The organism is Streptomyces liangshanensis, assembly GCF_011694815.1.
GTDB classification, from domain to species: Bacteria; Actinomycetota; Actinomycetes; order Streptomycetales; family Streptomycetaceae; genus Streptomyces; species Streptomyces liangshanensis.
In genome coordinates, this window is the sequence record NZ_CP050177.1 from 3,102,809 (window position 1) to 3,127,059 (window position 24,251).

Consider the following 24,251-nt stretch of genomic DNA (forward strand, 5'->3'; position numbering starts at 1 on the left):
CCCGACCCTCTGTCAGTCCCGGCTGCTAACCTGCGCCTTCACTTCACGCACACATCGTGCGGACCCCGTTCCGGGCCCGTACGCGGGGCGCGTCCCCCTCCGCCCCGCCGTCCGCCGGCCCGTCCCGTACCGAGGACCGTCATGCCTCAAGCCGAGCCACTGGCTCGCCCCCAGTTCCACCCGTACGCCGCCGTACCCGCGCTCGTGCCGCTGCGCACCGCCGCCCGGGCCGGCGATCTGCCCGCCGTGGAGCGCTTCTTCGAAGGGCTCACCGACGAGGACGACCGCGCGTACGCCTCCGGCCTCCTCGCCGAACTGAGCGGTACGGAGGGGCTGTTCGAGCGGATCGAGGCCGAGCCGTCCGAAGGTCCGCTCCGCCGGACGCTCCTCGCCCAGCGCCGGGTGGTCGTCGGCTGGAAGATCCGCAGCGCGGCCCGCGCGCAGCATGTGTCGCAGCGTCAGTTCGAGGAGTTCCACACCTGGCTGCGCAAGGCCGAGGGACTCCTGATCGACGTCTGCGCCGAGCACCCCGACTTCGCCCTGGCCTGGGCGGTACGCCTGACCACGGCGCGCGGTCTGCAACTGGGGCAGAGCGAGGCGCGCCGCCGTTACGACCGGCTCGCCGAGCACCACCCCCACCACCTGGCCGCCCAGAACTCGCTGCTCCAGCAGTTGTGCCCCAAGTGGAGCGGGAGTTGGGAGGCCGCGCACGCCTTCGCCCGGGAGCGCGCCGCGGCCGCGCCCGCCGGGAGCAACGCGGGGGTGCTGGTCGCCCAGCTCCACATCGAGCGCTGGCTCGACCTCGACGAGGGCGACGACGCGCGGTACATCACGCGGACGGACGTCAGGGACGAACTGGTCGCGGCGGCGGCCGCGTCCGTGCTGCACCCGGACCACCGTCCGACGTTCCGCTCGGTCGAGGCGCACAACCACTTCGCGATGGTGTTCTCGACGGCGGGTGAACACGCCCTGGCGGCACCGCACTTCCGCGCGATCGGCAACAACGCGACCGAGTACCCGTGGACGTTCCTGGGCGACCAGGACGCCGCGTTCACGAAGCACCGCAAGCTCGCACTGGCGAAGGGCTGACCCGATGTCCCAGCAGACTCCCGCGGCCCCGGCAGCGGCCACCCCCGCCCAGGCGCCCGCCGCCGGCATCCGCCTCACCGAGGTCGACGGCGTCCGGACGCTCCTGGCCGCCGGCAGCGGCCCGATCACCGCCGGGCTCGTCTTCCGGGTGGGCGCCGCCGACGAGACGTACGCGACCTCGGGCATCACCCACCTCGTCGAGCACCTCGCGCTGTTCCGCCACGGTGTGTCGGACCTGCACTACAACGGCGCCACCGCCACCACGTACACCATCTTCCACGCCACCGGCACGGCCGACGAGGTCGTCACGTACCTCAGCGGTGTCTGCGACGCCCTGCGCGACCTGCCGCTGGAGCGGCTGGAGACCGAGCGCGAGATCCTGCGCACGGAAGCGGCGGGCCGCTCCTACGGCCCCAACCACCAGCTGCCGCTGTGGCGTTACGGCGCCCAGGGGTACGGCCTGGTGAGCTACACCGAGCTGGGGGCGTGGCACCTGACGGCCGACGCGGTACGGGAGTGGGCCGCGACCCGCTTCACCCGCGAGAACGCGGTCCTGTGGATCACCAGCGACACCGTGCCGGAGGGGCTGCGGCTCGACCTGCCGTCCGGGCCGCGCCACCCGATGCCGCCCGTCACCTCCGCGCTGCCCGTCACCCCGGCGTACATCGGCGGCGACGACGGCGGGGTGGTCATGGACGGCATCGTCCGCCGGTCGACCGCGGCCTCCCTGTTCGCGGAGGTGCTCGGCCGGGCGCTGTACGCGGACCTGCGCCAGAAGGGCGGGTACTCGTACGCCACCGCCGGGCACTACAGCCCGCGCGACGCCGACTTCGCCACGATCACCGCCTTCGCGGACGCGCTCCCGCAGAAGCAGGACGCGGTGGTCGGCGGGTTCGTGGACGTCCTCGCCCGGCTCCGGGCCGGCCGCATCGCGCAGGCGGAGCTGGACGCGGCCCGCAACAAGGTGCTGAAGCAGTTCGACCACCCCGACGCGTACGCCGGGAGCCTGCCCTCGTACGCGCTGAACCTGCTCGTCGACCACCCCAACGCGACCCACGCCGAGCACCGCGCCGAGCTGGCCGCCGTCACGGTGGACGACCTGCGCGACGTGGCGCGCGAGCTGCACTCCACGGCCCTGCTCCAGGTCCCGGGCCGCGGCGCCGACTGGGCGGGCTTCACCGAGGCGCCGCAGTACTCCGCGGAGGACGACCGGCTCACCGGCACCCGGCACCGGTCGCACGACGACAAGGACACGATCCTGACGGTGGCGGCGGAAGGGATAGGTCTCAGCACCCCCGGCGGCATGATCACCGTCCGTTACGACGCGTGCGCCGCGATGGTCGCGTACCCGGACGGCGGCCGCCGCCTCACCGGCCACGACGGCTTCCAGATCGCCGCGGAACCCACGCTGTACGCGGACCTCACCCCGGACAGAATCGCGACAATCGACGCGGCGGTCCCCCCGACGGCAGTAGTACGGGCCCCGGAGCGAGCACCCGAACGCATCCCCCAGCCGCGCCCGGCGTCCGAAGCGGCGGCGCGCCGGACCTGGAGCGGCGCGTGGCGCCGGATCCCCGCACCGCTCCTGAAGCTGGGCGCGAGGGTGTCCCACGCGGCCACGCTGTTCTTCGGCCTGCGCGCCGTTACGCTGACCTGGACGGTCGAGCCGAGGCCGGGCACGGCGTTCGTCGTCCTCCACTGGCTCTTGCTGGGCGGCTCACTGGCCCTCTCCCAGGTCCTGCGCAAGGCGCTCGCCACCCGGGAGGCCCCCGAACGATCCCGTGCGTGACAATGGCCGGATGATCACCCCTTACGTCGATCTCAGCCGGGCCGAATGGAGCGCCCTGCGGGACAAGACCCCGCTGCCGCTCACCGCCGGGGAGGTCGAGCGGCTGCGGGGGCTCGGGGACGTCATCGACCTCGACGAGGTACGGGACGTCTACCTGCCGCTCTCCCGGCTGCTGAATCTGTACGTCAAGGCCACGGCGGAGCTGCGCGGCGCGCTGAACACGTTCCTCGGGGACGGGGACGACGGGCACAGCACGCAGCGCGGCACGCCGTTCGTCATAGGGGTGGCCGGGAGCGTCGCCGTCGGGAAGTCGACCGTGGCGCGTCTCCTCCAGGCGCTGCTGGCCCGCTGGCCCGAGCACCCCCGGGTCGAGCGGGTGACGACGGACGGCTTCCTGCTGCCGATGAAGGAGCTGGAGTCCCGGGGGCTGATGTCGCGCAAGGGCTTCCCCGAGTCGTACGACCGCCGGGCCCTGACCCGGTTCGTCGCCGACGTGAAGGCGGGGAAGGACGAGGTCACGGCGCCCGTGTACTCGCACCTGATCTACGACATCGTGCCGGGCGAGGTGCTGACCGTACGGCGCCCGGACATCCTGATCGTGGAGGGCATCAACGTCCTCCAGCCCGCGCTGCCCGGCAAGGACGGCAGGACGCGGGTCGGGCTCGCCGACTACTTCGACTTCAGTGTGTACGTGGACGCCCGCGCCGAGGACATCGAGGCGTGGTACCTGAACCGGTTCCGCAAGCTGCGCGAGACCGCGTTCCAGGACCCCTCCTCGTACTTCCGCAGGTACACGCAGGTGTCGGAGGAGGAGTCGCTGGACTACGCGCGCACGATGTGGCGGACCGTCAACCGGCCCAACCTGCTGGAGAACGTGGCGCCGACCCGGGGCCGCGCCACGCTGATCGTCCGCAAAGGCCCGGACCACAAGGTCCAGCGCCTGTCCCTGCGCAAGCTCTGACGGCCGCCAGGATCAGCCCAGCGCCGACTTCACCACGTCCGCCAGCCTCCCGGCCACCGACCGCGCCTGCTCGATGTCGGCCGCCTCGACCATGACCCGTACCAGCGGTTCCGTACCGGAGGAGCGCAGCAGGACCCGGCCGGTGGAGCCCAGTTCCGCCTCGGCCTCGGCGACCGCGGTCGCCAGGTCGGGGGAGGTGTGCACCCGGGCCTTGTCGACGTCGGGGACGTTCACGAGCACCTGCGGCAGCCGGTGCATGACGCCCGCGAGGTCGGCGAGCGTACGGCCGGTCGCGGCGACGCGCGCCGCCAGCATGAGGCCGGTCAGGGTGCCGTCGCCGGTCGTGGCGTGGTCGAGGACGATGACGTGCCCGGACTGCTCGCCGCCGAGCGCGTAGCCGTGCTCCTTCATCGACTCCAGGACGTACCGGTCGCCGACGGCGGTCTCCACGAGGTGGATGCCCTCGCGCTCCATCGCGATCTTGAAGCCGAGGTTCGACATGACCGTGCCGACGACCGCGTCGCCCCGCAGGGTGCCGGCCTCCCGCATGGCCAGGGCCAGGACGGCGAGGATCTGGTCGCCGTCGACCTCCTCGCCCGCCGCGTCCACGGCGAGGCAGCGGTCGGCGTCGCCGTCGTGCGCGATGCCGAGGTCCGCGCCGTGCTCGACGACGGCGGCCCTGAGCAGGTCCAGGTGCGTGGAGCCGCACCCGTCGTTGATGTTCAGCCCGTCCGGCTCGGCGCCGATCGTGATGACCTCGGCCCCGGCGCGCGCGAAGGCCTCGGGCGAGACCCGGGCGGCCGCGCCGTGCGCCTCGTCGAGGACGACCTTGAGCCCGTCGAGCCGGTTCGGCAGTACGCCGATGAGGTGGGCCACGTACCGGTCGAAGCCTTCGTCGTACGAGCGGATCCGGCCGACGCCGCCGCCGGTCGGGCGCTCCCACGGCTCACCGGTGCGGTGCTGCTCGTAGATCGACTCGATGCGGTCCTCCAGCTCGTCGGCGAGCTTGTGACCGCCGCGTGCGAAGAACTTGATGCCGTTGTCCGGCATGGCGTTGTGGCTCGCGGAGAGCATCACGCCGAGGTCGGCACCCAGCACGCCGGTGAGATACGCCACCGCCGGGGTGGGCAGCACACCGACCCGCAGGACGTCCACACCGGCGCTCGCGAGTCCCGCCACCACGGCGGCCTCCAGGAATTCGCCGGAGGCGCGGGGGTCGCGGCCCACCACCGCCGTCGGCCGATGCCCCTCGAACGTCCCCACCTCGCCGAGCACATGTGCCGCCGCGACCGACAGTCCGAGCGCGAGCTCAGCCGTCAGATCGGCGTTGGCGACACCGCGCACGCCGTCCGTGCCGAAGAGTCGTCCCACAGCTCTCCCTCCAAAAAACGCACGGAACCGTCCCGGCTCCGCACGTAAAAGCTCCGAAAACGCCAAAACCCAAAGTACTGAGCGTCTGATGCTGTTATACGCCCGAGTAGTTCAAGAAAACGAACGCCCCGGCGGCACGGAGTGCCGCCGGGGCGTTCGAAGACAGACTGGCCAACCAGCGTGATTAGCGCTTGCTGTACTGCGGGGCCTTACGGGCCTTCTTGAGACCGGCCTTCTTGCGCTCGACCGCACGGTCGTCACGCGAGAGGAATCCGGCCTTCTTGAGCGGGGCGCGGTTGTTGTCCACGTCCGCCTCGTTCAACGCGCGGGCCACGCCGAGGCGCAGGGCGCCGGCCTGACCGGAGACGCCGCCACCCGAGATGCGGGCGATGACGTCGTAGCGGTTGTCGAGCTCAAGGATCTTGAAGGGGTCGTTCACTTCCTGCTGGTGCACCTTGTTCGGGAAGTAACCCTCGAGGGTGCGACCGTTGATCTTCCACTTGCCGGTGCCCGGAACGATCCGGACGCGGGCGATGGCGTTCTTGCGGCGGCCCAGGCCGGCGGCCGGCTGGGGGTCGCCGAAGCGGGACGCCAGGGACTCGGTGGTGTACTCACCCTCGACGGGGACCTCGGACTCGAAGGTCGTCACGGCCTCGAAGGTCTCCTCACCCTCGGCGCTCTCGACGGGGGCTTCTGCAGTGGACTCGGCCACGATTCTCCTCAGATTTCTTTATGTCTTAGGGGGTGGCCGGAACTACTGCGCGACCTGGGTGATCTCGAACGGGACAGGCTGCTGGGCAGCGTGCGGGTGCTGGTCGCCCGCGTAGATCTTCAGCTTCGAGAGCATCTGACGACCCAGGGTGTTCTTGGGGATCATGCCCTTGATGGCCTTCTCGACGGCCTTCTCGGGGTTCTTGGCGAGGAGTTCGTCGTAACGGACGGAACGCAGGCCACCCGGGAAACCGGAGTGGCGGTACGCCATCTTCTGGGTCCGCTTGTTGCCGGACAGGTGCACCTTGTCCGCGTTGATGATGACGACGAAGTCGCCGGTGTCAACGTGGGGGGCGTAGATCGCCTTGTGCTTACCGCGCAGAAGGTTGGCGGCAGTGGTCGCCAGACGGCCCAAGACGATGTCCTGGGCGTCGATGACGTGCCACTGGCGTGTCACATCGCCGGGCTTGGGGCTGTACGTACGCACGGTCGTAGCCTTCGCTTCTTCAGTGAGTGGGAACCTGACAAGGCCACCCGGACGATCACGACAGCCATGGCGGCACAGCGGGGACGCAACCCGTGTACCTGCCTCTGTCCATCGGCCCGGTGGACCGGCGTAAGGGCCCCTCGCGTGAGAACGACCAAGCCAATACGCATAACGAACCAGCAGAATACCCGGGCGCCCCCGTACGGGTCAAAACGAGTCCCGGAGCCCCGGAACCCCTACCGCTCCCGCACCACCCGCCGCTCGTCCCAGACGGGCTCCGGCGTCTCCCGCACGACCCCGTCGGACCCGAACACCAGGTACCGGTCGAAGGACCGCGCGAACCACCGGTCGTGCGTCACCGCCACCACCGTCCCGTCGTACACCTCAAGACCGTCCTGCAAGGCCTCCGCCGACTCCAGGTCCAGGTTGTCCGTCGGCTCGTCCAGCAGCAGCGCCGTCGTCCCCCGCAGCTCCAGCAGCAGGATCTGGAAGCGCGCCTGCTGCCCGCCCGACAGCTTCTCGAACGGCTGGTCCCCCTGCCGTTCCAGCTCGTACCGCCGCAGCACGCTCATCGCCCCGCCCCGGTCCTTCGCGTGCTCGGTCCACAGGATGTCGACCAGCGTCCGCCCCAGCAGCTCCGGGTGCGCGTGGGTCTGCGCGAAGTGCCCCGGCACCACCCGCGCGCCGAGCTTCCACTCCCCCGTGTGCCGGACGTCGTCCCCCGCCAGCAGCCGCAGGAAGTGCGACTTCCCGGAGCCGTTCGACCCGAGGACCGCGACCCGCTCGCCGTAGAAGATCTCCAGCGAGAACGGCTTCATCAGCCCGGTGAGCTCCAGGTCCTTGCAGGTCACCGCCCGTACACCGGTACGGCCGCCCTTGAGCCGCATGGTGATCTCCTGCTCGCGCGGCGGCTCCGGCGGCGGCCCCGCGTCCTCGAACTTCTTGAAGCGCGTCTGCATCGCCCGGTAGCGCGAGGCCATGTCGGGGCTGATCGCCGCCTGCTGCCGCAGCCGGTGCACCAGCGCCTTGAGCCGGGCGTGCTCCTCGTCCCAGCGCCGCTTCAGCTCCTCGAAGCGCGCGAACCGCTCCTTGCGCGCCTGGTGGTACGTGCCGAATCCGCCCCCGTGCACCCATACGTCCGAGCCCGCCGGGCTCGGCTCGACACTGACGATCTTCTCGGCGGCCCTGGCCAGCAGCTCCCGGTCGTGGGAGACGAAGAGGACCGTCTTACGGGTCTCCTTGAGCTTCTCCTCCAGCCAGCGCTTGCCGGGGACGTCCAGATAGTTGTCCGGCTCGTCCAGGAGCAGCACCTCGTCCGGCCCGCGCAGCAGCGCCTCCAGCACCAGCCGCTTCTGCTCGCCGCCGGAGAGCGTGGTCAGCCCGCGGAACTGCGCCTTGTCGTACGGCACGCCCAGCGCCGCCATCGTGCACATGTCCCAGACCGTCTCGGCCTCGTACCCCCGCGCCTCCGCCCAGTCGCTCAGCGCCTGCGCGTACCGCATCTGCGCGGCCTCGTCGTCGACCGTCATGATCAGGTGCTCGGCCTCGTCCACCGCGCGCGCCGCCTCGCGGATGCACGGCTGCGCGACGGAGACCAGCAGGTCACGGACCGTGCGGTCGTCGCGCACCGAGCCGACGAACTGCGACATGACGCCGAGCCCGCCACTGACCGTGACCGTCCCGCCGTGCGGTTGCAGCTCCCCCGCGATCAGCCGCAGCAGCGTGGTCTTGCCCGCGCCGTTGGCCCCGACGAGGGCGACGACGGCGCCCTCCCCCACGCGGAACGAAGCGTCGCCGAGCAGCACCCGTCCGTCGGGGAGGTAGTACTCCAGGTGCCCTGCCTCAAGATGTCCCATGGTCCGCATTGTCGGGCCACCGGCGGCCCGGGCCCAACCGTTTTCTCCCGCACGCCGGTACGACCGGGCCCCGCACGGCCTTAAACTGCGCGGCATGAGCTTTGGGCAAGGGGGACCCTCCTGGGGCAGCCCCGGTTCACCGACACCAGGACACGATCCGTACGGATCGCAGGATCCCTACGGATCACAGAGCCCGCACCGATCCCGGAACCCTGACGGATCCCAGAACCCTCACGACCCGTTCCCCACCACCGACCTGTTCGGCAATCCCGACCCGTACGGCACGCGGTCGGCCGACCCCTACGCGGCACAGCCGGCGGACCCGTACGCCGCCCGGTCGGCCGACCCGTACGACAACCGGACACCCGAGACGTACGACACCCGCACCCCCGACTGGGCGGCGCTCGCCGACGCCTCGGCCGGGCGTGCCCGCCGCAAGCGCTGGCTGCTGATGGGCGGCGGGGGTCTCGCGACGGCCGCCGTCGTCGCGGTCGTCGCCTCCGTCATCGTGTCCATGAGCGGCGGTGACAGCGGCCCGAGCGCGGCCGAGACGGCGTCGCAGGACCTGCCGACGGCCGCCGCGACGACGGGCGAGGCGGCCGATCCGGTGCCGTCGTTCCCGTCGGCGTCCCCGCTGCCGCCGCCGGACCCGAAGGACTTCGTCTCCAGCGCCGAGAAGGACACCGCGCCGCTGTCGGCGGACACGCTGTTCCCGGGCGCGCGGCTGACGATGGAGGGGCGCGAGTACGAGAAGGGGGCGACGACCCGTACGACCAACTGCGCGGCCTCCGCGCAGGGCGCCCTCGGCTCGATCCTCGCCTCGAACAGCTGCGACGAGGTGATCCGCGCCACGTACAGCAAGGACGGGGTGGCGGTCACGGTCGGGGTCGCGGTCTTCGCGAAGGAGGCCCAGGCGCTCAAGGCGAAGGCCGAGGCCAAGGACGGCATCGCCTCCCTGTCCGGGAGCGGCGTCCCGACCTTCTGCCGGGACGGGGTGATCTGCCGCAAGACCACCAACTCGTTCGGCCGGTACGTGTACTTCACGGTCGGCGGCTTCACGTCCGGCAAGGACGTCACCAAGTCCGACAAGAACGTCTTCACCACGGGCGACGACGTCTCCGAGTTCACGTTCCGTCAGATCTACCAGCGGGGCCGCCTCCAGGCCTCGGCGGCGGCGGTACAGCCCGGCGCCTAGGCCCCGGCCCGGCCCGGCCGGCGGATCCCGCGACGCGGAACAAGGCGCGCGGGGATCCGCCGGTCGGGCCTCCCGCCCTGACCGGCCCCCGCTTGCCACACTGGACGCCCGAGGGGCGAGCATCCGGAGGCGTGGCGCGTGGCGGTCAGAGTCACTGTGGTGGTCCCGACGTACAACTCGGGGACGGTCCTCGAACCCCTGGTCGGGTCGCTGCTCCGGCAGACGATGCCCCCCGAGGCGTTCGAGGTGCTCTTCGTCGACGACGGCTCGACGGACGACACCCCGGCGCGACTCGCCGCCCTCGCGGCCGAGCACCCGAACTTCCGCCTCACTGGCATCCCCAACTCCGGCTGGCCGGGCAGGCCCCGCAACGTGGCGATCGACCTGGCACGCGGCGAATACGTGCAGTTCGTCGACCACGACGACCTGTTGGGCGACGAGGCACTCACCCGGATGTACGACCTCGGCCGCGCGAACGGCTCGGACATCGTGATCGGCAAGGTCGTCAGCACCTTCCGGTCCCGCGGCATCCCGCACGCGCTGATGAGCAGGACCCGCGCGTCGTGCACCTTCGAGACGGCCCCCCTGCACGACAGCCTGACGGTCCACAAGATGTACCGGACGGCCTTCCTGCGGGAGCAGGGGATCCGGTTCCCCGTCGGGCACTTCGTCGGCGAGGACCTGCTGTTCATAGTGCCTGCCGTGTTCCGCGCCGCGTCCGTCTCCGTCGTCGGCGACTACCCCTGCTACTACTACCTGGAGCGGGAGGGCGGCGGCCACACCACACCCGACCACCTCGACCCGGTGAGCTACGCGGGCAACCTCCGCCGGATCTTCGACGCCCTGGGCGCCGAGACGCCGCCCGGCCCGGTGCGCGACAAGTGGCTGCGCCGCTTCTGGCGCGCGGACATGGTCAAGTACCTGAGCGAGCCGGTCTTCGCCACGTACGGCCCGGAGGCGCGCGTCGCGCTCTTCGGGGCGCTGCGCGAGGTGGCGGAGGAGTACCTGACGGAGGGCGTGTACGAGGGGCTGGCGGGCCTGGAGCGGGCGCGCGCCGCCCTCGTACGGACCGGCCGGCCGGACGCGCTGCTGGAGCTGACCGGGCGGGCGGCGGGGCTGGGCGCGGACGTCCGGCTCACGTCGGTGGAGTGGCGGCGGGGGCGGGTGCGGGCGCGGTTCGACGCGCGGTTCGTGACGGGCGGTACGGGCCCGGAGGCACCCCGGACACCGCTGGCACCCCTGACACCGCTGACCCTCGTGCGCCGGGGCGAGCGCTACCTCCTCGACCCGTCCCTCACCGACGGGCTGGTCGAGCCCGTCGACGTCACGGACGACCTGAAGCTCTTCCGCGCGGACGTGAGCCTGCGCCACCGGGACACGTCCGTGGTGTGGCTGCTGCCGAGGGAGGTCTCCGTGTCGTTCGAGGAGACACCCGCGCACCTGGACGGTGACGTCCTCGTCCGCCCCGTCGTGCACGGCACGGTCGCCGTGGACCCGGCGCGGGCGGCGGGCGGCGGGCCGCTGGACGACGGCGTCTGGGAGGTGCACGTACGGCTCATGGGACCGGGCCTGGACCGCTACGGGCGCCCCCGGGGCGGCCCGGAGGACCTCACCCTGCCCGCCCCGGCCGTCCTGGGCGGCCTGGAGACCGCGTGCCACCTGGACGGCGGGCTGGCCCTGACCGTACGGCCGACGGATACGGCCCCCGCCCCGCGCCCGCCCAAGGTCACCGTGGTGGTGCCCACCGGGGGCGCCGAGCCCGCCGCCGTACGGGACACCCTCGCCTCCCTCACCGCGCAGACCCTCCCGGCGGCGGAGTTCGAGGTGCTCCAGGTGCCCGAGGCGGCGCGGCCCGGGGGCCCCGGCGAGCCCGGCACCGGGGAGTACCTGCTGTACATGCGGGCCGGCGACCGCCTGGCCGCCGACGCGCTGGAGCGGCTGTACGGGTACGGCATCGCGCACGACGCGGACATCGTGGTCGGCAGGAGGGCGGCGAAGGGCCGGGCCGTCCCCCGGGAGCTGTTCTCACGGGACCGGCCGCGCGCCACGTTCGCGAAGGACCCGCTGGCGGACAGCCTGACCGCCGACAAGCTCTTCCACCGCGCGTTCCTCGCCGAGCACGGCCTGCGCTTCCCGGCGGCCGGCGTCCCCCTGGGCGAGCACGCCTTCACGGCGGAGGCGTCCCTGCGCGCGGGCCGCACCGCCGTCCTCGGGGGCGCCGTCTGCTACCACTCAGGACCGGAGCGGGACACCCCCGCCGTCCCGTACGCGGCCCTCTACGGCGCGCTGCGCACCCTTGTCGGGACCGTGAACGGCCTCACCACACCGGGCGGCACCCGTGACCGGCTGCACCGGCGCTGGCTGCGGGTGGAGCTGCTGGACCCGCTGATGGGCAGGGGCTTCCCGGAGCGGGACGAGGACGACCGGCGCGCGCTCTGCGACGCGATCCGGGACGTCTTCCTGAACAGCGGCGACGGCGGCGGCGACAGCGGCCTCTCGGACACGGCGATCGCCGCCCTCACGGCCCCGCGCCGGGTCGCCGTCGGCCTGGTCACCGACAACCGGCTCGACGACCTGGTGGCACTCGTCCGCTGGGAGACGTCCGTGGTCTGCCGGGCCCGCCTGGACGAGGTGTCCTGGCAGCGCGACGGCGCGCTCAGGACGGCCTTCACGGCGGAACTGCGCACCGCGGACGGCCCGTTGGGAACCACCTCCCCGGACGAAGGCGACGACGACCCCCCGACGCTGACGTCCCCAGGCCTCTCCGCCGCCCTGTCGGCCCGCTTCGCCCGCGCACCCCTCACCGGCGGCGCGGCCCCCGGGAGGGCCTCCGCGGTCCTCGTGCTGCGGGAGCGCGCAGGCGGCGCCGAGTACCGGCTCGCCACGGACGCCACGGTCCACCACGCCGACGGCACGCTCACCGTCGCCGGAAGCGCCCTGCTCGACCCGGCCACCGCGGCGGGCGGCGCCCCGCTCCGGGACGGCGCCTGGGACCTGTACGTGCGCCTCACCGCGCTCGGCTGGACCAAGACCGCGAGGCTCGGCTCGTACCGCGCCCCCGAGGTCTCCGCGACGCCGCCACCCCCCGTACCGCACCCGACCACCCCGGACCGCCGCGTCACCCCGTACTGGACCACCCCACACCGCGACCTGACCCTCCGCGTGGCCCCACCCCCGCCCACCGAACGCGCGCCAGGCCGCCTGACCCGCCTGATCCGCCGCCTGCGCCGGGGCTGAGCACGACAGCGCTCGCGCCGGTCATCGCGCGTTCGACATCAGTCCGCGCCCGGCGGCATGGTCACATGCGCAGGGCCGCCGAGAAGGTGTCGGCGAGGAAGCCGATGACCTTGGCGCGCCGCTTGTCGGCCGCCTTGTCCCCGTACAGCATCAGCGTTCCGTGAGCCTCGCCGTCGACCACGATGAATTGCTTCTTCTTCGCGGGGGAGGCGTTGTAGACCTCGCGGAGTTGTTTCTCGTGGGCGCCCTGCATGTCGTCCTTCGCGACCATGAAGAGGGAGGGTTGCTTGATCTTCTTCACCGCGGCCACGGCGTCGCCGTCGCAGCGGGCCGGGGAGGAGAGCAGGGTGAGACCCGCGATGGGGATGTCGCTTCTGACGCCCTCGGTGACGGCGGTGGTGCCGCCGCAGGACGCGCCCACCAGGAAGACGTGCTCGGTCTTGAGGGCTTTGAGCTTGTCGAAGGCGGCCCGCATGTCGAGAGGGCTGGAGGGGGTCCCGGCCTCGGAGGCGACGTATCCCCGGAACTCCGGGAGCATGACGCGGTAGCCCCGCTTGACCATCTGCTCCGCGAGGTCGAGGAAGTTGCAGATCTGGCCGCCGTACTGGTGTCCGAAGTACACGACGTTGGGGCCTTTGCCGATGATGAGGGTGGACAGGTGCTTGCCGTCCTTGGTGGTGAGGGTGGTGATGTCGTTCCACAGGCGCTTCGGTACGCACGTGTTCACCAGCTGCCCCCCGGGAGTCCGGGCCGTGAGCTTGGGAACGGTCGGCTTGTAGGTGGCCGGTTTCTGCGGCGGCAGCCCGTTGGTGACGGAGGAACTCGCCTCGTGCGTGGCTGACTTCACGTCGCGGGCGGGGGTTGTGACCTTCGACGGTGCGACGGCCGTCGTAGCGGGCCGGGAGGAGGCGGGCTGCGTCGCCGAGGTGGTGACGCAGCCGCTGAGCACTCCGGCGACGGCGAGCGGAACAACCACGGCCACGGGCCGGACGCGCGGGAAGAACCTGCTGTTCAAGGGCATTCCTGTCTCGGGAGATGGCCGGCCGGCCCGCACCGCGGTGACGTCCGGGACCTGATGACGGGTTCGGCCACGACGGCATTGTCACGCCGATGTGTGAGGAACTTGTCAGGTCGGAGTCAGCGGCGGATCAGCTTCACCGCTCCACGAGAGGCCTGGCATCGAGGCCCTGGCCGCCGGTCGCCATTCCGGACGCGTTCACGGTAAGCCGATGCCGAGTCCCTCCCTCAGCAGCAGCTGTCGGGAGGCGCCCCCGGCAACGTCCGCTTGTTGCGGGCCTCGCGGCTGCGGGCCGCCAGCAACGCGTCGGCCGGGTAGCCGACTTCCTCCAGCGTGAGCCCGTGCGGCCGTACGACGTGGACCGCCGAGTCCCGTACCCCCGCGGCCAGGACCTTCGCCGGCCAGTCCGGCGGCCGGTGCCCGTCGCCCACGAACAGCAGCGCGCCCACCAGGGACCGCACCATGTTGTGGCAGAAGGCGTCCGCCCGCACGGTGGCCGTCACGATCCCGTCGTCGCCCCGCACCCACTCCAGCCTCTGGAGCGTACGGATCGTCGTGGCGCCCTCGCGCCGCTTGCAGTACGCGGCGAAGTCGTGCTCGCCGAGCAGCCCCGCCGACGCCTCGTTCATCGCGTCGACGTCCAACGGCCAGTCGTGCCACAGCACATGACCACGCAACAGCGGATCGACCCCGCCGACGTGGTCCCCCACCCGGTAGGCGTACCGCCGGTAGATCGCGGCGAAGCGCGCGTTGAAGCCCGCCGGGGCCTCCTCGGCCTTCCACACCCGGATGTCGTGCGGCAGGCGCCCCGCGAGCCGCCGCAGCAGCTTGTCCGCGTGCTCGGCCCACACGTCCTCGGGCAGGTCGACGTGCGCGACCTGGCCGCGCGCGTGCACCCCGGCGTCCGTGCGCCCGGCGACGGTCAGGTCGTACGTGCGCGAGGAGCGGGTCACGGTCCGCAGCGCGTCCTCGATCTCGCCCTGGACGGTGCGCCGGGTGGCCTGCCTGGCCCACCCGGAGAAGTCCTTGCCGTCGTACGAGAGGTCCAGCCGTACCCGTACGGACCCGGCCTCCAGGTCACCGCTCACGCGAAGTTCCTCCCACGCCCCTCAAGTCCCCTCAGGCCCTCGTGCGGCCCCTCATGCGGAACGGGCCCGCCCCCGTGGGGAGCGGACCCGTCCGTCAGCCATCGGCCTGTGCTGTTGGCTCAGGCGTCCTTGGACTCGTCGGCCGCCTCGGCGGGCTTCGCGTCCTCGACCGGCTTGGCGTCCTCGACGGTCTCGTCGGAGGCGTCCTTCTTCAGGGCGTCCTCCTTGACCGCGCGCTTGGTCGCCGCCTCGGCCTCACCGGTGGCGGCCTGCGCCACGGTCAGGGCCTCGACCAGCTCGATGACCGCCATCGGGGCGTTGTCGCCACGACGGTTGCCGATCTTGGTGATGCGCGTGTAACCACCGGGGCGGTTCTCGTACCTCGGGGCGATCTCGGTGAAGAGCGTGTGCACGACGCTCTTGTCCGTGATCGACTGAAGCACCAGGCGACGGTTGTGGATGTCGCCCTTCTTCGCCTTGGTGATGAAACGCTCCGCGATCGGGCGGACACGACGGGCCTTGGCCTCGGTCGTGGTGATCTTGCCGTGCTCGAAGAGCGACTTCGCGAGGTTCGCGAGGAGCAGCTTCTCGTGCGCGGCGCTGCCGCCCAGACGGGCACCCTTGGCGGGCTTCGGCATGGTGTTACTCCTTCATATCTGCACCGGCCGTATCAGGTACCGGTGTCAGTTCCCCCAGGGCGGCCGCCCTGCGGAAGATCGTTTCAGTACTGCTCGGTCTCCACGAACCCGGCGTCCGCGTCGTCGTCCGCGCCGAACGCGTCCGCGGCGGCGGTGGGGTCGAATCCGGGCGGGCTGTCCTTGAGCGCGAGGCCCATGCCGGCCAGCTTCGCCTTGACCTCGTCGATCGACTTGGCGCCGAAGTTGCGGATGTCGAGCAGGTCCGCCTCGGACCGCGCCACGAGCTCACCCACGGAGTGGATGCCCTCGCGCTTGAGGCAGTTGTACGACCGGACGGTGAGCTCCAGCTCCTCGATCGGCAGCGCCAGGTCCGCGGCCAGCGCCGCGTCCGTCGGCGACGGGCCCATGTCGATGCCCTCGGCGTCGATGTTGAGCTCGCGCGCCAGACCGAACAGCTCGACCAGGGTCTTGCCGGCGGACGCCATGGCGTCACGCGGCCGCATGGCCTGCTTGGTCTCGACGTCGACGATCAGCTTGTCGAAGTCGGTGCGCTGCTCGACACGGGTCGCCTCGACCTTGTACGTGACCTTGAGCACCGGGGAGTAGATGGAGTCGACCGGGATACGCCCGATCTCCTGGCCCACCTGCTTGTTCTGGACGGCGGAGACGTAGCCGCGACCGCGCTCGACGGTCAGCTCCATCTCCAGCTTGCCCTTGCCGTTCAGCGTCGCCAGGACGAGGTCCGGGTTGTGGACCTCGACACCGGCCGGCGGGGCGATGTCGGCGGCGGTGACCAGGCCGGGACCCTGCTTGCGCAGGTACATCACGACGGGCTCGTCGTGCTCCGAGGAGACGACGAGCTGCTTGATGTTGAGGATCTGGTCGGTCACGTCCTCCTTGACGCCCGGCACGGTGGTGAACTCGTGCAGGACCCCGTCGATCCGGATGCTGGTGACAGCGGCACCGGGGATCGAGGAGAGGAGCGTACGGCGGAGGGAGTTCCCGAGGGTGTAACCGAAACCGGGCTCCAGCGGCTCGATGACGAACCGGGAGCGGTATTCGTCGACGACCTCTTCGGTCAGCGACGGGCGCTGGGCGATAAGCATTCTGTTGACCTTCCAGTCTTGGCACCCACTATTTGATGCCAATGGAACAAGCGTACGGGCGGTACGGCGCGAATGCGCGATACCGCCCGCGAGTCATGCGCCACACCCCCTCACAGGGGGCACGGAGTCAGACGCGGCGACGCTTCGGCGGGCGGCAGCCGTTGTGCGGGGTGGGGGTGACGTCCTGGATCGAACCCACCTCAAGGCCGGTGGCCTGGAGCGAGCGGATCGCGGTCTCACGGCCGGAGCCGGGACCCTTCACGAAGACGTCGACCTTGCGCATGCCGTGCTCCTGCGCGCGACGGGCGGCCGACTCGGCGGCCATCTGCGCGGCGAAGGGCGTGGACTTGCGCGAACCCTTGAAGCCGACGTGGCCGGCGGAGGCCCAGGAGATCACATTGCCCGAGGGGTCCGTGATCGAGACGATCGTGTTGTTGAACGTGCTCTTGATGTGGGCGTGCCCGTGAGCGACGTTCTTCTTTTCCTTGCGGCGCACCTTCTTGGCTGCGCCCTGACGGCCCTTAGGAGGCATGTATTTACTCCTGCGTGGAGGTGATCGGTCCTACAGCGAAGACCGCTGAAAAGCGTCCGCTGAGGACTACTTCTTGCCCGGCTTCTTCTTGCCGGCGATGGCGCGACGCGGACCCTTGCGGGTACGAGCGTTCGTGCTGGTGCGCTGACCGTGCACCGGCAGGCCACGACGGTGACGCAGACCCTGGTAGCAACCGATCTCGACCTTGCGGCGGATGTCGGCGGCGATCTCGCGACGAAGGTCACCCTCGGTCTTGAGGTTGGCGTCCACGTACTCGCGGATCTTGACGAGGTCTTCCTCGGCAAGGTCGCGGACGCGGATGTCAGGGTTGACACCGGCGGCGGCGAGGGTCTCCTTGGACCGGGTGCGCCCGATGCCGAAGACGTAGGTGAGGGCGACCTCGACGCGCTTTTCGCGCGGGAGGTCAACGCCTGCGAGGCGTGCCATTCATGGCTCCTGATGATTCGGAGGTCTTCCGCAGTCTCTGTCCCGGCTGCCGTACGCGTGCGTACGGTCCGGGTCCCCGGCCTCCGCCGGAGGTGTCGGTCCCACTGACGTGAGAGCCGGACACTGCGTAATTACGAGTTTTGCTCGCGTCGCGCGAAGTACTGCGAGAGGCAGGCGGTCCTACGTCAGCCCTGGCGCTGCTTGTGGCGCAGGTTGTCGCAGATGACCATGACCCGGCCGTGACGGCGGATCACCTTGCACTTGTCGCAGATCTTCTTGACGCTCGGCTTGACCTTCATGGAATTGAGGTTCTCCGGGTCAGTGCGGACGCCCCCTGGACAGGGACGACTGCAAGATCTACTTGTATCGGTAGACGATCCGGCCACGCGTCAGGTCGTACGGAGACAGCTCCACCACGACCCGGTCATCGGGCAGGATCCGGATGTAGTGCATCCGCATCTTGCCGCTGATGTGCGCGAGGACCTTGTGACCGTTCTGGAGCTCCACCCTGAACATCGCATTCGGGAGGGACTCGATCACGGTGCCCTCAATTTCGATGGCACCTTGCTTCTTGGCCACGCTTCGCCCTTCGAATCGGCTACCTTGATCGTCTCCGGCGGCCGCATGCGGACACACGGGTACACCAGAGCCGACGCGTCAGTCTACGGCAGCCCACTCGAAAAGACGAATCCGTGCAGTCTGCCCACGCCCCGAGATCCTTAAGCGGGACAAGGCCCGCGGCGGTCAGGCCAGGGGATCCGGCGCCGCCGTCACACCCAGCTCCGCGAGCTTCGCCCTACCGCCGTCCGGGGCGGTGAGGACCAGCGGGCCGGCCTCCGTGAGGGCGACCGAGTGCTCCCAGTGCGAGGACCAGGTGCCGTCCGTCGTGATGACCGTCCACTCGTCCGCCAGCACCTCCGTGTGGGGCGTGCCGAGCGACACCATGGGCTCGATCGCCAGGCAGAAGCCCGGGACCAGCTTCGGGCCCTTGCCGCGCTTGCGGGAGACGTAGTTCAGCAGGTGCGGGTCCATGTGCATCTCCGTACCGATGCCGTGGCCGCCGTAGTCCTCGACGATGCCGTACTTCCCGCCGCCCGGGCGGGGCTGCCTGCGGATGTACGTCTCGATCGCCCGGGACACGTCCACCAGGCGGTTGCCGGCCTTCATCGCGGCGATGCCGGCCCACATCGACTCCTCGGTCACCCGGGACAGCTCGACCAGCTCCGGAGCGTGACCGGTGCCCACGAACGCCGTGAAGGCCGCGTCCCCGTGCCAGCCGTCCACGATCGCGCCGGCGTCGACGGAGATGATGTCCCCGTCCTTGAGGACCGTCTTCTCGTCGGGGATGCCGTGGACCACGACCTCGTTGACCGACGTGCAGATCGTCGCGGGGAACCCCCCGTACCCGAGGAAGTTCGGCTTCGCGCCGTGCGCGGCGAGCACCTTGCGGGCCACCATGTCGAGGTCCTTGGTGGTGGCGCCCGGCACCGCGGCCTCCGCCGTGGCCGCGTGGATGGCGGCGACGACCAGCCCCGCCTCGCGCATCTTCGCGATCTGCTCGGGGGTCTTGATCTCCACCATGGCTCTGCTGCCTTCCACCTGACTCGAACGACCGGAACTCAACAGTAAAGCCGTGGCGTCCGGAGGGCCGCCACGGCCTTACTCACGTGCATCGTGCTGCGCCGGAGCGCGCGGGTCAGCCCTGCGCGGACCGGGCCCGCTGGAGCGCCTCCATCGCGCGCTCGGTCACCTCGGTGACCTTGCCCAGCGCGGAGATCGTCACGACCAGGCCCTGGGCCTGGTAGTGCTCGATGATCGGCTCGGTCTGCGTGTGGTAGACCTCCAGCCGTCTGCGCACGGTCTCCTCGGAGTCGTCGTCCCGCTGGTACAGCTCGCCGCCGCAGATGTCACAGACACCCTCCTTCTTAGGAGGCTGGTTCGCGACATGGAACACGTGGGCGCTGTCGGTGCGGCAGATGCGCCGCCCCGCGATACGACGTACGACCTCGTCCTCGGGGATCTCCAGGTCCAGCACCGCGTCCAGCTTCACGCTGTCCGTGGCGAGTGCCTTGTCCAGCGCTTCCGCCTGCGACACGTTGCGCGGAAAGCCGTCGAGCAGAAAGCCCTTGGCGGCGTCCGGCTGACCCATGCGGTCCCGTGCCATCGCGATCGTCACCTCGTCGGGCACCAGGTTTCCCGCGTCCATGTAGGACTTCGCCTCTTTGCCGAGGTCTGTGCCCTGGCTGATGTTGGCGCGGAACAGGTCGCCCGTGGAGATGTGGGGAACCGAGAGGTTTTTGGCGAGGAACGCAGCCTGCGTACCCTTGCCGGCACCGGGCGGCCCGACGAGGACGATTCGCATCAGCGGAGGAACCCTTCGTAATTGCGCTGCTGAAGCTGGCTCTCGATCTGCTTCACGGTTTCCAGACCCACACCCACGATGATCAGGATGCTTGTCCCGCCGAAGGGGAAGTTCTGGTTCGCACCGCCGAAGCCTGCCAACGCCATCGTCGGGACAAGAGCAATCAGACCCAGGTACAGCGAGCCCGGCCAAGTGATCCTGTTGAGCACGTAGCTCAGGTACTCGGCGGTAGGGCGACCAGCCCGGATACCCGGGATGAAGCCACCATACTTCTTCATGTTGTCCGCTACTTCTTCGGGGTTGAACGAAATCGCCACGTAGAAGAACGCGAAGAACACGATGAGCAAGAAGTAGGTCGCGATGTAGTACGGATGGTCACCCTTGACGAAGTGCGCCTCGATCCAGGTCTTCCAGCCCGACGTCGAGCTGGAGAACTGGGCGATCAGAGCGGGGATGTAGAGCAGCGACGAGGCGAAGATGACGGGGATCACACCCGCCTGGTTCACCTTGAGCGGGATGTACGTCGACGTACCGCCGTACGACCTGCGGCCGATCATGCGCTTCGCGTACTGCACGGGGATGCGGCGCTGCGCCTGCTCGACGAACACGACCAGGCCGACCATCACGAAGCCGATCAGGATGACCGTGCCGAACTCGATCCAGCCCTTGGCGAGCGTGCCGCTCTGCTTGATGGCCCAGAGGGCGCCCGGGAAGCCGGCCGCGATCGAGATGAACATCAGGATGGACATGCCGTTGCCGATGCCCTTGTCGGTGATGAGCTCACCGAGCCACATGACGGCCGCGGTACCGGCGGTCATGGTGATGACCATCGTGACGGTGACGAAGATCGACTGGTCGGGGACGATCTGACCGGCGACCGGGCAGCCGCTGAAGAGCGCGCCGCTCCGGGCCGTGGCCACCAGGCCGGTGCCCTGGAGCACGGCGAGGGCGACGGTCAGGTACCGGGTGTACTGCGTGATCTTCGACTGGCCGGACGAGCCTTCCTTCTTGAGGGCTTCCAGCCGTGGGATGACCACGGTCAGCAGCTGAAGGATGATGCTCGCCGTGATGTACGGCATGATGCCGAGCGCGAAGATCGTGATCTGCAGCAACGCGCCGCCGCTGAACATGTTCACGAGCCCGAAGAGGCTGTTGTTGCCCTTTTGAGCCGCGTCGATACATGTCTGGACATTCTCGTAACTGACCCCGGGGACGGGGACATGGGCCCCGAGCCGGTACAGCACGATGATGGCGAGTGTGAAGAGCAGCTTCTTGCGCAGGTCGGGCGTCTTGAACGCCCGGGCGAACGCGGTGAGCACGGTGCCTCCTGCGACCCCCGCGCTACTGCGTCAGAGGTGACGGTATTGAGGATCGACGGATAAGGGACGAGCGGGTCCTGGACGAGCGGGTCCTGCGGGTAACGAGCGGCCACCGCGTGAAGTGCCCGGAAGGACACGCCCCGCGGTGGAGGTCCGGGAGCGGGCTCCCGGCTTCAATACAGCAATAATGCACGCCACCTTACCGGCGACTGTGCCCACCATGGAACGACCAACCGGGGATGCCCCTTATGAGAGGCACCCCCGGTTGGGTGTTCAGGTCATCGGTTCGTCTCAGACGAGCTCGGTGACGGAGCCGCCGGCAGCGGCGATCTTCTCCTTGGCGGAGCCGGAAACGGCGTCAACCGCAACCGTCAGCGCCACGGAGATCTCGCCCTGGCCCAGGACCTTGACGAGACTGTTCTTGCGCACCGCACCCTTGGTGACCAGATCGGCCACCGTGACCTCGCCGCCCTCGGGGTAGAGGTCGGAGAGCTTGTCCAGGTTCACCACCTGGTACTCGGTGCGGAACGGGTTCTTGAAGCCCTTGAGCTTCGGCAGGCGCATGTGGAGGGGCATCTGCCCGCCCTCGAAGCGTGCCGGAACCTGGTAACGGGCCTTGGTGCCCTTGGTGCCACGACCGGCGGTCTTACCCTTGGACGCCTCACCACGACCCACACGGGTCTTGGCGGTCTTGGCTCCCGGGGCGGGACGCAGGTCGTGGGCCTTCAGCGGCTTGCTCTCAGCCATCAGTCGACCTCCTCAACCGTCACGAGGTGGCGGACGGTGTGCACCATGCCGCGGAACTCGGGGCGGTCCTCCTTGACGACCGTGTCGTTCACTCGCTTGAGACCGAGGGAACGCAGGGTGTCGCGGTGGTTCTGCTTGCTTCCGATGAACGACCGGGTCTGCGTGATCTGGAGGCGGGCCATCAGACACCCGCTCCCGCAGCACGCGCACGCAGCATCGCCGCGGGGGCGACGTCCTCGAGGGGCAGACCGCGGCGGGCCGCGATCTCCTCGGGACGCTGCAGGCCCTTGAGGGCCGCCACGGTCGCGTGCACGATGTTGATCGCGTTGTCCGAGCCGAGCGACTTCGACAGGATGTCGTGGACGCCCGCGCACTCGAGCACCGCGCGCACCGGGCCACCGGCGATCACGCCGGTACCGGGGGAAGCAGGCTTCAGCAGGACGACGCCCGCGGCCTTCTCGCCCTGGATCGGGTGCGGGATGGTGCCCTGGATACGGGGAACCTTGAAGAAGGCCTTCTTGGCCTCTTCGACGCCCTTGGCGATGGCGGCCGGAACTTCCTTGGCCTTGCCGTAACCGACGCCGACGGTGCCGTCACCATCGCCCACCACGACGAGCGCGGTGAAGCTGAAGCGACGACCACCCTTCACAACCTTGGCAACGCGGTTGATCGCGACAACGCGCTCAACGTACGCGGTCTTCTCGGCCGGCGCACCGTCGCGACCCTTCCGGTCCCGTCGCTCGCCGCCACCGGCACCGCTTCCGCGGCGCTGGGGTCCAGCCATTGGATCTACCTCTCTCTGTTACGTCCGCTAGCTCCGGAACCGGGGCTCAGAACTTCAGCCCGGCCTCGCGGGCGGCGTCAGCCAGAGCGGCAATCCGCCCGGCGTACTGGTTGCCACCACGGTCGAACACGACGGCCTCGACACCGGCCGCCTTGGCGCGCTCGGCGACCAGGGCCCCGACCTGCTTGGCGTGGGCGCTCTTGTCGCCCTCGGTTCCGCGGATCGAGGTGTCCAGCGTCGACGCCGACGCGAGCGTGTGGCCCGCGATGTCGTCGACGACCTGAGCCACCATGTGGCGGTTGGAACGCGTCACGACGAGGCGGGGGCGCTCCTGCGTGCCCGAGACCTTCTTGCGGACGCGAATGTGACGGCGCTTGATGGCAGCGGCCTTGTAGGCCTTGCCCTTGGCGATCTTCACACCGAATGCCATGGCTACTTACCAGCCTTTCCGACCTTGCGGCGGATGACCTCGCCGGCGTACCGGACACCCTTGGCCTTGTAGGGGTCAGGCTTCCGCAGCTTGCGGATTGTGGCGGCGACCTCGCCGACCCTCTGCTTGTCGATGCCTTCGACGGAGAACTTCGTCGGTGTCTCCACCTTGAAGGTGATTCCCTCGGGGGCCTCGATGAGGATCGGGTGGCTGTAGCCCAGGGCGAACTCCAGGTTGGAGCCCTTCGCCTGGACTCGGTAACCGACACCGCTGATCTCGAGCGCCTTGACGTACCCCTGGGTCACGCCGGTGATCATGTTCGCCACCAGCGTGCGGGACAGGCCGTGGAAGGCCTTGTTCTGACGCTCGTCGTTGGGGCGCAGCACCTGAAGGGTGCCGTCCTCGCCCTTGGTGACCTCGATCGGCGCGACGACGGTGTGCGAGAGGGTGCCCTTGGGACCCTTCACGCTGACCGTGCGGCCTTCGATGGTGACGTCCACACCGGCGGGAACCTGGATGGGGAGCTTGCCGATTCGCGACATGAGCTTTCCTCTCCGTTCCCGACTACCAGACGTAGGCGAGGACTTCCCCACCTACGCCCTTCTTGCTCGCCTGCTGGCCGGTCAGGAGGCCGTGGGACGTGGAGATGATCGCCACGCCCAGGCCGCCGAGAACCTTCGGCAGACTGGTGGACTTCGCGTACACACGCAGACCCGGCTTGGAGATGCGCTTGATGCCGGCGATCGAACGCTCGCGGTTCGGGCCGAACTTCAGCTCCAGGACGAGGTTCTTGCCGACCTCGGCGTCCTCGACCTTCCAGCCGGTGATGAAGCCCTCCTGCTGGAGGATCTCCGCGATGTGCGACTTGATCTTGCTGTGCGGCATCACGACATCGTCGTGGTACGCCGAGTTCGCGTTACGCAGACGCGTGAGCATGTCTGCGATGGGATCAGTCATGGTCATGTATTGGCCTTCGGCCTCTCTCGCCGGGGTTTCCTGTATGCGCCATCCCTCTCCCCGATCAGAGCCGGGACGGGTGCGGTGCGGGGACCTACGGCGTAGTAAGTCGTTATGGACGGCGGGC

General features: G+C 69.9%; 26 protein-coding genes. 5 read left to right on the forward strand and 21 right to left on the reverse strand.

Translation table 11 applies throughout. The annotated features are described in order from the left end of the window. Window positions 1-141 precede the first annotated feature (141 nt). The 3 genes from HA039_RS13220 to coaA are packed head-to-tail and all read left to right on the forward strand — an operon-like array spanning window position 142 to window position 3,839. Window positions 142-1,089 carry a hypothetical protein gene (locus tag HA039_RS13220; RefSeq protein ID WP_167028532.1) on the forward strand — a complete coding sequence of 316 codons (948 nt, stop codon included), beginning with the start codon at window positions 142-144 and terminating at the stop codon, window positions 1,087-1,089. 4 nt (window positions 1,090-1,093) lie between these two features. Further along, a complete protein-coding gene (locus HA039_RS13225; RefSeq protein WP_167028535.1) occupies window positions 1,094-2,878 on the forward strand; it encodes a M16 family metallopeptidase in 1,785 nt (594 codons plus the stop codon). A gap of 10 nt (window positions 2,879-2,888) precedes the next feature. Continuing rightward, on the forward strand, window positions 2,889-3,839 hold the full coding sequence (gene coaA / locus HA039_RS13230) for a type I pantothenate kinase (protein ID WP_167028538.1): 951 nt from the start codon (window positions 2,889-2,891) through the stop codon (window positions 3,837-3,839). 12 nt (window positions 3,840-3,851) lie between these two features. Here the strand turns inward: coaA and glmM are convergent, their stop codons facing one another. The 4 genes from glmM to HA039_RS13250 all read right to left on the reverse strand — a co-directional run bounded on the left by glmM (window position 3,852) and on the right by HA039_RS13250 (window position 8,273). After that, window positions 3,852-5,210 carry a phosphoglucosamine mutase gene (glmM, locus tag HA039_RS13235; RefSeq protein WP_167028541.1) on the reverse strand — a complete coding sequence of 453 codons (1,359 nt, stop codon included), beginning with the start codon at window positions 5,208-5,210 and terminating at the stop codon, window positions 3,852-3,854. A gap of 184 nt (window positions 5,211-5,394) precedes the next feature. Continuing rightward, window positions 5,395-5,922 (reverse strand): 30S ribosomal protein S9, encoded by a 528-nt coding sequence (gene rpsI, locus HA039_RS13240; RefSeq protein WP_167028544.1) that lies wholly within the window; start codon window positions 5,920-5,922, stop codon window positions 5,395-5,397. A gap of 42 nt (window positions 5,923-5,964) precedes the next feature. Next, a complete protein-coding gene (gene rplM, locus HA039_RS13245) occupies window positions 5,965-6,408 on the reverse strand; it encodes a 50S ribosomal protein L13 (protein ID WP_167028547.1) in 444 nt (147 codons plus the stop codon). A 236-nt stretch (window positions 6,409-6,644) separates the two neighbouring features. Then, window positions 6,645-8,273 (reverse strand): ABC-F family ATP-binding cassette domain-containing protein, encoded by a 1,629-nt coding sequence (locus HA039_RS13250; protein WP_167028550.1) that lies wholly within the window; start codon window positions 8,271-8,273, stop codon window positions 6,645-6,647. A gap of 247 nt (window positions 8,274-8,520) precedes the next feature. Here HA039_RS13250 and HA039_RS13255 point away from each other — a divergent pair, with 247 nt between their 5' ends. Together HA039_RS13255 and HA039_RS13260 are read left to right on the forward strand one after the other, a co-directional pair. Continuing rightward, window positions 8,521-9,459: a hypothetical protein gene (locus HA039_RS13255; RefSeq protein WP_243870091.1), complete on the forward strand. Its 939-nt coding sequence runs from the start codon at window positions 8,521-8,523 to the stop codon at window positions 9,457-9,459. A 138-nt stretch (window positions 9,460-9,597) separates the two neighbouring features. Continuing rightward, complete coding sequence (locus HA039_RS13260) at window positions 9,598-12,696, forward strand: glycosyltransferase family 2 protein (protein WP_167028555.1); 3,099 nt, start codon at window positions 9,598-9,600, stop codon at window positions 12,694-12,696. A gap of 61 nt (window positions 12,697-12,757) precedes the next feature. Here the strand turns inward: HA039_RS13260 and HA039_RS13265 are convergent, their stop codons facing one another. The 17 genes from HA039_RS13265 to rpsH form a co-directional block, all read right to left on the reverse strand. Further along, on the reverse strand, window positions 12,758-13,711 hold the full coding sequence (locus HA039_RS13265) for an alpha/beta hydrolase family protein (RefSeq protein ID WP_167028558.1): 954 nt from the start codon (window positions 13,709-13,711) through the stop codon (window positions 12,758-12,760). Window positions 13,712-13,941: 230 nt separating this feature from the next. Beyond that, a complete protein-coding gene (truA, locus tag HA039_RS13270) occupies window positions 13,942-14,802 on the reverse strand; it encodes a tRNA pseudouridine(38-40) synthase TruA (protein WP_167028561.1) in 861 nt (286 codons plus the stop codon). A 119-nt stretch (window positions 14,803-14,921) separates the two neighbouring features. Further along, on the reverse strand, window positions 14,922-15,440 hold the full coding sequence (gene rplQ, locus HA039_RS13275; protein WP_167028564.1) for a 50S ribosomal protein L17: 519 nt from the start codon (window positions 15,438-15,440) through the stop codon (window positions 14,922-14,924). Between the two features lie 83 nt (window positions 15,441-15,523). Further along, window positions 15,524-16,546, reverse strand: a complete 1,023-nt coding sequence (locus tag HA039_RS13280) for a DNA-directed RNA polymerase subunit alpha (protein WP_161311141.1) — start codon at window positions 16,544-16,546, stop codon at window positions 15,524-15,526. A 127-nt stretch (window positions 16,547-16,673) separates the two neighbouring features. Further along, a complete protein-coding gene (gene rpsK, locus HA039_RS13285) occupies window positions 16,674-17,078 on the reverse strand; it encodes a 30S ribosomal protein S11 (RefSeq protein WP_003956432.1) in 405 nt (134 codons plus the stop codon). Window positions 17,079-17,144: 66 nt separating this feature from the next. Continuing rightward, window positions 17,145-17,525, reverse strand: coding sequence for a 30S ribosomal protein S13 (rpsM, locus tag HA039_RS13290; protein WP_161311142.1), 381 nt, complete (start codon window positions 17,523-17,525; stop codon window positions 17,145-17,147). Between the two features lie 185 nt (window positions 17,526-17,710). After that, window positions 17,711-17,824: a 50S ribosomal protein L36 gene (gene rpmJ / locus HA039_RS13295; protein ID WP_003956441.1), complete on the reverse strand. Its 114-nt coding sequence runs from the start codon at window positions 17,822-17,824 to the stop codon at window positions 17,711-17,713. 58 nt (window positions 17,825-17,882) lie between these two features. Further along, entirely contained in the window at window positions 17,883-18,104 is a 222-nt protein-coding gene (gene infA, locus HA039_RS13300; RefSeq protein ID WP_014047798.1) for a translation initiation factor IF-1, read from the reverse strand. A 165-nt stretch (window positions 18,105-18,269) separates the two neighbouring features. Then, window positions 18,270-19,106, reverse strand: coding sequence for a type I methionyl aminopeptidase (map, locus tag HA039_RS13305; protein ID WP_167028567.1), 837 nt, complete (start codon window positions 19,104-19,106; stop codon window positions 18,270-18,272). 115 nt (window positions 19,107-19,221) lie between these two features. Next, window positions 19,222-19,887, reverse strand: a complete 666-nt coding sequence (locus tag HA039_RS13310) for an adenylate kinase (protein ID WP_167028570.1) — start codon at window positions 19,885-19,887, stop codon at window positions 19,222-19,224. Beyond that, window positions 19,887-21,206 (reverse strand): preprotein translocase subunit SecY, encoded by a 1,320-nt coding sequence (secY, locus tag HA039_RS13315; RefSeq protein WP_167028573.1) that lies wholly within the window; start codon window positions 21,204-21,206, stop codon window positions 19,887-19,889. The genes HA039_RS13310 and secY overlap by 1 nt, the downstream gene beginning before the upstream one ends. 291 nt (window positions 21,207-21,497) lie before the next feature. After that, the gene (gene rplO, locus HA039_RS13320; protein WP_167028576.1) at window positions 21,498-21,953 is read right to left on the reverse strand and encodes a 50S ribosomal protein L15; all 456 of its coding nucleotides are present in this window, start codon (window positions 21,951-21,953) and stop codon (window positions 21,498-21,500) included. Continuing rightward, window positions 21,953-22,135 carry a 50S ribosomal protein L30 gene (rpmD, locus tag HA039_RS13325; protein ID WP_161311147.1) on the reverse strand — a complete coding sequence of 61 codons (183 nt, stop codon included), beginning with the start codon at window positions 22,133-22,135 and terminating at the stop codon, window positions 21,953-21,955. Before rpmD ends, rplO begins: the two co-directional genes overlap by 1 nt. Beyond that, window positions 22,135-22,737, reverse strand: a complete 603-nt coding sequence (gene rpsE / locus HA039_RS13330; protein WP_167028579.1) for a 30S ribosomal protein S5 — start codon at window positions 22,735-22,737, stop codon at window positions 22,135-22,137. Before rpsE ends, rpmD begins: the two co-directional genes overlap by 1 nt. A 46-nt stretch (window positions 22,738-22,783) precedes the next feature. Beyond that, the gene (gene rplR / locus HA039_RS13335) at window positions 22,784-23,167 is read right to left on the reverse strand and encodes a 50S ribosomal protein L18 (RefSeq protein WP_167028582.1); all 384 of its coding nucleotides are present in this window, start codon (window positions 23,165-23,167) and stop codon (window positions 22,784-22,786) included. 2 nt (window positions 23,168-23,169) lie between these two features. Continuing rightward, window positions 23,170-23,709: a 50S ribosomal protein L6 gene (gene rplF / locus HA039_RS13340; protein ID WP_161311150.1), complete on the reverse strand. Its 540-nt coding sequence runs from the start codon at window positions 23,707-23,709 to the stop codon at window positions 23,170-23,172. 22 nt (window positions 23,710-23,731) lie between these two features. Next, complete coding sequence (gene rpsH / locus HA039_RS13345) at window positions 23,732-24,130, reverse strand: 30S ribosomal protein S8 (protein WP_041985707.1); 399 nt, start codon at window positions 24,128-24,130, stop codon at window positions 23,732-23,734. Window positions 24,131-24,251: the final 121 nt, after the last annotated feature.

What these genes read in the sequence shown, in the direction of transcription:
- HA039_RS13220 (WP_167028532.1), top strand. Translation starts at nt 142, where the DNA reads ATGCCTCAAGCCGAGCCACTGGCTCGCCCCCAGTTCCACCCGTACGCC.
- HA039_RS13225 (WP_167028535.1), top strand. Translation starts at nt 1,094, where the DNA reads ATGTCCCAGCAGACTCCCGCGGCCCCGGCAGCGGCCACCCCCGCCCAG.
- coaA (WP_167028538.1), top strand. Translation starts at nt 2,889, where the DNA reads ATGATCACCCCTTACGTCGATCTCAGCCGGGCCGAATGGAGCGCCCTG.
- HA039_RS13250 (WP_167028550.1), bottom strand. Translation starts at nt 8,273, where the DNA reads ATGCGGACCATGGGACATCTTGAGGCAGGGCACCTGGAGTACTACCTC.
- rplQ (WP_167028564.1), bottom strand. Translation starts at nt 15,440, where the DNA reads ATGCCGAAGCCCGCCAAGGGTGCCCGTCTGGGCGGCAGCGCCGCGCAC.
- HA039_RS13280 (WP_161311141.1), bottom strand. Translation starts at nt 16,546, where the DNA reads ATGCTTATCGCCCAGCGCCCGTCGCTGACCGAAGAGGTCGTCGACGAA.
- rpsK (WP_003956432.1), bottom strand. Translation starts at nt 17,078, where the DNA reads ATGCCTCCTAAGGGCCGTCAGGGCGCAGCCAAGAAGGTGCGCCGCAAG.
- rpsM (WP_161311142.1), bottom strand. Translation starts at nt 17,525, where the DNA reads ATGGCACGCCTCGCAGGCGTTGACCTCCCGCGCGAAAAGCGCGTCGAG.
- rpmJ (WP_003956441.1), bottom strand. Translation starts at nt 17,824, where the DNA reads ATGAAGGTCAAGCCGAGCGTCAAGAAGATCTGCGACAAGTGCAAGGTG.
- map (WP_167028567.1), bottom strand. Translation starts at nt 19,106, where the DNA reads ATGGTGGAGATCAAGACCCCCGAGCAGATCGCGAAGATGCGCGAGGCG.
- HA039_RS13310 (WP_167028570.1), bottom strand. Translation starts at nt 19,887, where the DNA reads ATGCGAATCGTCCTCGTCGGGCCGCCCGGTGCCGGCAAGGGTACGCAG.
- rplO (WP_167028576.1), bottom strand. Translation starts at nt 21,953, where the DNA reads ATGGCTGAGAGCAAGCCGCTGAAGGCCCACGACCTGCGTCCCGCCCCG.
- rpmD (WP_161311147.1), bottom strand. Translation starts at nt 22,135, where the DNA reads ATGGCCCGCCTCCAGATCACGCAGACCCGGTCGTTCATCGGAAGCAAG.
- rpsE (WP_167028579.1), bottom strand. Translation starts at nt 22,737, where the DNA reads ATGGCTGGACCCCAGCGCCGCGGAAGCGGTGCCGGTGGCGGCGAGCGA.
- rplR (WP_167028582.1), bottom strand. Translation starts at nt 23,167, where the DNA reads ATGGCATTCGGTGTGAAGATCGCCAAGGGCAAGGCCTACAAGGCCGCT.
- rplF (WP_161311150.1), bottom strand. Translation starts at nt 23,709, where the DNA reads ATGTCGCGAATCGGCAAGCTCCCCATCCAGGTTCCCGCCGGTGTGGAC.
- rpsH (WP_041985707.1), bottom strand. Translation starts at nt 24,130, where the DNA reads ATGACCATGACTGATCCCATCGCAGACATGCTCACGCGTCTGCGTAAC.